General features: G+C 44.7%; 4 protein-coding genes and 2 pseudogenes. 2 read left to right on the top strand and 4 right to left on the bottom strand.

Features of this window, described 5'->3' with window-relative positions:
- Positions 1-132 precede the first annotated feature (132 nt).
- A pseudogene (gene repC, locus FTV38_RS18465) lies at positions 133-210 on the bottom strand (replication protein C, IncQ-type); the annotation flags it as partial.
- A gap of 5 nt (positions 211-215) precedes the next feature.
- Between repC (FTV38_RS18465) and FTV38_RS16265 the strand changes: the two are divergent.
- Complete coding sequence (locus FTV38_RS16265) at positions 216-422, top strand: hypothetical protein (protein ID WP_179991696.1); 207 nt, start codon at positions 216-218, stop codon at positions 420-422.
- Between the two features lie 3 nt (positions 423-425).
- On the opposite strand, the gene FTV38_RS16260 is transcribed toward FTV38_RS16265, so the two are convergent.
- Complete coding sequence (locus FTV38_RS16260) at positions 426-1,379, bottom strand: replication initiation protein (protein ID WP_179991697.1); 954 nt, start codon at positions 1,377-1,379, stop codon at positions 426-428.
- A 2,194-nt stretch (positions 1,380-3,573) separates the two neighbouring features.
- Here FTV38_RS16260 and FTV38_RS16255 point away from each other — a divergent pair.
- Positions 3,574-4,596, top strand: coding sequence for a hypothetical protein (locus FTV38_RS16255; protein ID WP_247166083.1), 1,023 nt, complete (start codon positions 3,574-3,576; stop codon positions 4,594-4,596).
- A 14-nt stretch (positions 4,597-4,610) separates the two neighbouring features.
- Here the strand turns inward: FTV38_RS16255 and repC (FTV38_RS18195) are convergent.
- Both repC (FTV38_RS18195) and FTV38_RS16245 read right to left on the bottom strand, forming a co-directional pair.
- Positions 4,611-4,925, bottom strand: a pseudogene (gene repC / locus FTV38_RS18195) (replication protein C, IncQ-type); the annotation flags it as partial.
- Positions 4,926-4,958: 33 nt separating this feature from the next.
- Entirely contained in the window at positions 4,959-6,371 is a 1,413-nt protein-coding gene (locus tag FTV38_RS16245; RefSeq protein ID WP_199792616.1) for an MFS transporter, read from the bottom strand.
- Between the last annotated feature and the right edge of the window lie 239 nt (positions 6,372-6,610).

Below are 6,610 nucleotides of genomic sequence, written 5' to 3'. Positions count from 1 at the left end.
GTAGGCAATTTTTCAAAATATTGTTAAGCCTTTTCTGAGCATGGTATTTTTCATGGTATTACCAATTAGCAGGAAAATAAGCCATTGAATATAAAAGATAAAAATGTCTTGTTTACAATAGAGTGGGGGGGGTCAGCCTGCCGCCTTGGGCCGGGTGATGTCGTACTTGCCCGCCGCGAACTCGGTTACCGTCCAGCCCAGCGCGACCACTTAATATGAATATTGCAACCTTAAAAACTGCTGAAATATTTAAAAAACTCCCTCATTTATTTAAGTCTAAGTTTATATTTTTTTTCCTAGGCTTTTGGTTGATGCTAACAGCATTTCACTATGTCGATATTGTACCTAGTGATGATTATTTAATAATCTCAAAAGCCTTGGGAATACTTGCTTTGATCACCTATTTTTTTGAAAGAAAATAGGTATTACCCTTTGAAATCAGTATGTTTACGCAATGCTGTAAATATCCGTTTTGCAGTTTCTTCACGTACTGATTTTGGGTCTCTCAAAATACCGGCAATAAACAGAGTAAAAGCATCGTATGTCGGGAATGTAGAAAGGTCAGATATGTCACTTACACGACTTAAAATAGCACTATATTTGCTGATTTGAGCATCTGTTAAATCGCAGAACATATCTATTGTGTTCGGGTCCCGAGCTTGTGTCGTTAGAGTTTTAGGTTTTGGTTTCTCTTTTACAGTGAACTTAAAGCCGACTACAGAACGCCCCTGCTTTATATTCTCATAGCTGAGGTTAATATCCGTATTTTGATTAATTTCATCTAATGAGGGTTTAATTACCCTTTTTTTTAAATTACTTAAATCTTGATACGACTCAGGTAAGCCAAGCTGTTCAAAAAGATCATTAAGGCTGATTTGAAAACCGCCCATCACCTGATGTTTCTTAGCTAAGTGATAGATGTCTAGTGAGTAGTCTTTCCGGAGCCGTAATACAACCTCTTTTTTATATTTTGTATAAGGATTTAAAGCATCAAACTCCCTAAGAAGAAGAAGGACTTCATCAGTAAAGTAGAGTTCTGAACCCCCTTGCCCTACTTTATAAACAACCTTGTTCAACCATCTTATTTTCACCCGATCCCCATTTTGTGCTGTATATCCGAAAAATCGGGTAAAAAGACGCTCTGACGCTGTTTCTAGTGCTGTGTATGCGGTTGAAAGATCGACATTACACTCACGTGAAAATTCATGAGATGAGATAAAAATAGGTTCATTACTTGATATTTGTGTTGTTCTAGCAAGCGGCGTAGACATGATAAAAAGACGTTTTTCATCAAGGCTCATTCCACGAAAGCATTCAGCAACTCGGTTTTGTAAGACAACCCAATCTTTCGGATAATGTTTCTTTAGATCTACAGCCATATAAACAGCTCAAAAATAATAAATCGGTTTGTTTTTATACTAAGTACATTGTTTGAGTCAATACTTTTTTACAAATTAAAGTACATACATAGGTTTGTACTTTAATACTTGGCGTTTGTACTTTTTAAACTTGGCGTTTGTACTTTTTAAACAGTGTTTAACTTGGCGTTTGTACTTTAATACTTGGCGTTTGTACTTTTTTAAAGTTTGAAAGCCATGTTACACGTGGCTTTGAGGGGGGGCTAAAAGTATTTAAAAGCTTCTTAAAAGAATAAAAAGGAGCAGGGGAGTGAAAAACAGCCCTATGGCACTCGCTTCGCTCGTGGCATTTTGACCTCGTTTCACTCGGTCTTGGGGGCTGTTTTTTGGTGACTGCTTTCGAGGATTCAAAAAAGCAAAAGCGGCTATGAATTCGCTTCGCTCATAGAGCTTTTTTGCTCGCTTCGCTCGGTCTAGGTGCAAATACCAGCATTTGATTTAATTCCTTTTGTCTTTTTTATTTTTTTAAAGCAGTTTTTCAGAGGGTCGAGGCTCAACTTTTCTTTGTGTCACTCGTAGACACTCGTTAAATATACCGTTTAAATGCAAAAAATAAGGGTTTTTAGCTACTTTAGGTGTTTTTTTGATATTACCTACATGAAGTAAATTAAAGTGCCTTAGAAAGCAAAATAGAGAGATTTAGGAACTCACCTCGTTTAGTTGTTTTGCCGCAACCGAGGGAGTCATATCTCACTTTCGTAGAGTTCACGTTGTTTGTCGAGTAGAACATGGGTAGGCAAATACCCAAGTCATTATCACAATACGTCGTTCTTTATACTAAAGAATGGAAAAAACTCATCTTAACGAGGACTCCCGCTAATTTTTCTAAATTAGTTAAATATTCAATTAGTTAGAATTGAAACTATGAAAAAAATCATGCAGTACACAAGACTATGCTGCCGTATTTTCTTTTCTTTCATTAACGTTTGCTTAGTCCTGACTTAGATCGGGAGACCAATCCCGACCTATCAGAACAAACAATGGCGACCAAACCATTTTTAGCTATGTTTCGCTTTTTTAGATAACAACATAAAACCGACTCGGATTTTCGACAACACTACTCCCTTTACCACCCTTAGCAGCCACGCCACTGGTGAGTTCGCAATGTTTAATACAGCATCGACTTCGTTATTTTCATAACTTATACGACCTACTCATCCTCTCTCCCTCTCCATGCCTTGCCGTGACAACTCAATGTCTAAGCATGGAGATTCCCAAGTTATTTCTAACGATCTTAGCAATTGAACGCCAATGCTCTTTTGTCTGTCAGTGCTTCCATTTTCCCCACCACGCGGTTCCTTAGATTTGGTGGATATGACTTTGAGACAAAATCTGAGCGTATGGCTCTTAATCTACACGTGTCTCCGGTTTATGCTTCCGGATGTATACTGTTTAAGCTATCCGTTGACCCACTTTGCTTGAGATGATCTCACTCAGTGGTGCCGCTGCTTCCAGATTTCTCCTCAGCTAGCCTGTAACATTGCTGTTACCTCAAACGCCATCAGTTGTGCCAATGAGCTGCGCTTCCCTCTTAGAGTGCATTTGCCGCAACACATTGCCGTTATTAGTGACCCTTAACATCCTGTCAGGGTCTCACGGTAATCGTTAAAACAGGGTTTCAATACAAAAAAAATTGTATCTAGTCAGGCTATATCTAACCTCACGACCACTTCACAATCATTCGATTGTTTATAGGCTCCCGTGTCCTTGTCGCCCAACCCCGTTTACAACGGATTGGATCGAAAAGGAGTATTACAACTCCCTAGCGCCCATCAGATCGTACCGAACGGGATTTCTCCAGTAGTACGCTCAATCGGTCAACTCAAAATGGCTAGTTCTGAATTGTGCGCTATCTAAAAAAACATGGCTTTAAGCAGGCTGTTGCCTGCTCAAAATCGCTAAAACGAAAATGGTCAGGCAGTTGGTCAGACTGCTTTAAGTCAATGAATATTGCGACTATAAACCAAGCAAAAACAGATGTAAATTCCGTCACCTAGGAACCACTTGATTGCACGATGACAAATTGTGTCAATTAAGTCCGACCAATGCCTTTGGCATTGGTAAAAAATCAAAATCGTTGAAAGCATTATAAAATATAGCTTTTAGTTAGAATAAATATTGCTTGATTACATAGGACTTTTTAGAATATTGTTTGATGACAATTGAACAAATATTGCTTGGTAACAATAAAATGATTCATTACAGCCCGAACAGTCGTTATACAGCGCAAAAAATTGTAGATAAAGTTGCAAACGGTGCGTATTTCTATAGTCACTTTACTATTGAATCTGATAACACGATGTTTGCAGATAAAATCCAAAAACTCATAAAAAAACTCAGCCAAAAATATTCTTTAGATTTAAGCCCACGACAAAGGACTTATCGTTTAAATAAAAAAAATGAGCCTATTGCGGATTTAATTATTCAAAAGCGTTATGACCAAGATATATGGGAATTTTGGCTGTTTGTGACAACTCCAAAAAGCAATGAATACAACACTCTTAAAAGCGAGGGGCAATTAAAGAAAATAGTCAAACAGCGAATATCAGAAGTTGAAACAACGTGGAATCGAGAAGAAGAACAAGAACAAATTTCATTGATTCAGACATATTTTAATGACCATGAAAAATTCAAATTTGTTTTACAAAAGCCCTTTTTAAAAGTTGCGTTTGGAAATGGGAAAAATGTTGAACTGGTGCGCCTTTCACACTCAAAAAAGAAATCAAAGAATTATCCTGATACGGAGAAAAGTGCAAAAAACTATACATGGACTTGGCGATTTGATGAGCCTAGCGTGCAGCTGATTAAAAAAAGCTATGTTGAAATTATAAATACACTTATTTCAAATAATGACAAAAGCGTTGGCATGTCTAAGTTGCAGTCATTTTATGATGATCTGAAATTTTACGGAGTCTTCAAAGGGAATCGGCACCAGATCGGACGATTGTTTGTTGATGCGGTCAGTTATCACTTCAAAAAAACAGGGAAAAACTTTAGAAAAATGGACTACTACATTCCTTTAGAGCTGAATTACCTGCCCCGAATTAAGAATTATGCAGATGATTTTATTCAGTATGTTTTCTTAAGAAGGATTTATGAGAGTGTTCAAATCAATTTGAATAAAGACGATGTAAATCAAGACACTTACACCGAACTATTTAACAAATATTTGGTTTAATAACAGGACTTAATAGGCAACGCCTCGCGCACCCGCTGGCGGCGCTTGCGCATGGTCGAACCACTGGCCTCTGACGGCCAGACATAGCCGCACAAGGTATCTATGGAAGCCTTGCCGGTTTTGCCGGGGTCGATCCAGCCACACAGCCGCTGGTGCAGCAGGCGGGCGGTTTCGCTGTCCAGCGCCCGCACCTCCACCTTGACGCAGTCATACGCCACCGGACCGAGAGGGCGGTGAATGGTCGCGGTGCGCGCAACAAAGGGCGCGCCCCGCGACCACCGGTCGGGGCTGACTGACGAGTCGCCGGGCGTCGCCACGGAGCACCTCATCGGGAACTTCGGGATCGGGTTACGACGGCACGCTCATGTCCTCGTCTGTTGTTCCTGCGTCACGATTACGATTCGTTGGACAATGGCGGTCGCAAGGCAGAGGCCGATGATCGCGAGGCCGCTACTTAGCACATAGGGTGATACACCGTGAAGGGCCGACGCGAAGCCCAGGCCCACGTAGACCGTGACACCTGCGGATCCACCGAGCTGGTCTGCGGCTCGCTGTACGCCGGATGCGACTCCGGCATCATCGTCGGTGACCTCGGTCACGGCCGCGTACTGCAATCCAACGAGGCCGAAACCCATTCCTGCGGCGATGAAGAGCATCGCGGGGGTTAGTAGCCAAGCGGGGGCTTCGAGCTGCGCGGCTGCCGCGATCACGATCATGCCTGCCCCTGCGGAACTCAGTCCCACGACGATGCAAGCACGCGCTCCCCAGCGCCCCAAGAGGCGAGGTACGACGGTCACGGCGACGACTAGTGCCACCGCAAGTGGCAGGAGCAGCAATCCGGATTCCAGCGGAGAGAGACCGAGTCCATCCTGTAGATAGAACGTGAACAGCAGAAAGGACGTTGAGAGCGCCGCGCTCAACAGTGCAGTCGCAAGATTTGCTCGCACTCGTGTCCGGTTGCGGAAGAAGGTCAGCGGAACCAGTGGGTTTGCGGCTCGGCGTTCCACCTTGACGAACAATGCAGCGGCGGCTGCCGCTCCCACCAGGGCAGCGATTGATGACCAGGGCACATCCCCATTGCTGTCCCCGGCCTCCACCACTCCGAAAGCGAACAGCAGCGGTGCGCTCGTCAGCAGAATCGATCCGAGAATATCCAACGGTGCGCGCTCCTGTGATCGGTCTCGAGGTAGCAGGGCGACAGAAGCGATCAGCACGAACAGGACGAACGGAACGGCGATGAGGAAGATCCATCGCCAACCGAGATACTCGGTGATGATTCCCGAGAGCACGAACCCCAGCACAAGACCGCAGCTCGCAACCGCAGCCCAGACGCTCAGGGCGCGGGTGCGCGCCCGCCCTTCGGGAAACAACAGGACGATGGTCGCCATCGCAGCGGGCAGGGCGAGGGCTTCCCCTACACCCTGCAACAACCTTGCACCGACGAGTAGCGGAAAGGTCTCCGCGAGGCCCGCCATCAGCGAGGCCGCTCCGAAGATCGCGGTTCCGATGAGCAGAAGGCGGCGGCGGCCGAAGACGTCTCCCAGACGTCCACCAAGCATCAACAGACCACCGCCTGTGATGGTGTAACCAACGACGACCCATGTCAGGCCGCGCGCATCAACGCCCAGATCGTTGCCGATAGAGGGCAGCGCCACGTTGACCACGGTGACGTCGACGGCGATGAGGAATTGCAGGATGGACAGACAAACAAGGACTGCCCAGGAACGAGCGACCGATACTTGCGCAGGCCGCGATGAAGAGGTGCTAAAAGACACAGAGAACTCCGTTGCTCGAATGAAGATCGTGCATGAGTATCATACGGATGCTCGGGTCGAAAGGGAATCCCCAGGCGAGTAACCTGTTTGCGGTGATCCATTAGCTGCAGGAGCAGAAGAGCATACATCTGGAAGCAAAGCCAGGAAAGCGGCCTATGGAGCTGTGCGGCAGCGCTCAGTAGGCAATTTTTCAAAATATTGTTAAGCCTTTTCTGAGCATGGTATTTTTCATGGTATTA

This window comes from Acinetobacter sp. YH16044 (genome assembly GCF_013417145.1).
Classification (GTDB): domain Bacteria; phylum Pseudomonadota; class Gammaproteobacteria; order Pseudomonadales; family Moraxellaceae; genus Acinetobacter; species Acinetobacter amyesii.
The sequence above is the reverse complement of the archived record's forward strand: the minus strand, read 5'-3'. Positions and strand labels throughout refer to the sequence as shown.

Excerpts from the sequence above, each read along its gene's own strand:
- FTV38_RS16265 (WP_179991696.1), top strand. The coding sequence starts at position 216 with ATGAATATTGCAACCTTAAAAACTGCTGAAATATTTAAAAAACTCCCT.
- FTV38_RS16260 (WP_179991697.1), bottom strand. The coding sequence starts at position 1,379 with ATGGCTGTAGATCTAAAGAAACATTATCCGAAAGATTGGGTTGTCTTA.
- FTV38_RS16255 (WP_247166083.1), top strand. The coding sequence starts at position 3,574 with ATGACAATTGAACAAATATTGCTTGGTAACAATAAAATGATTCATTAC.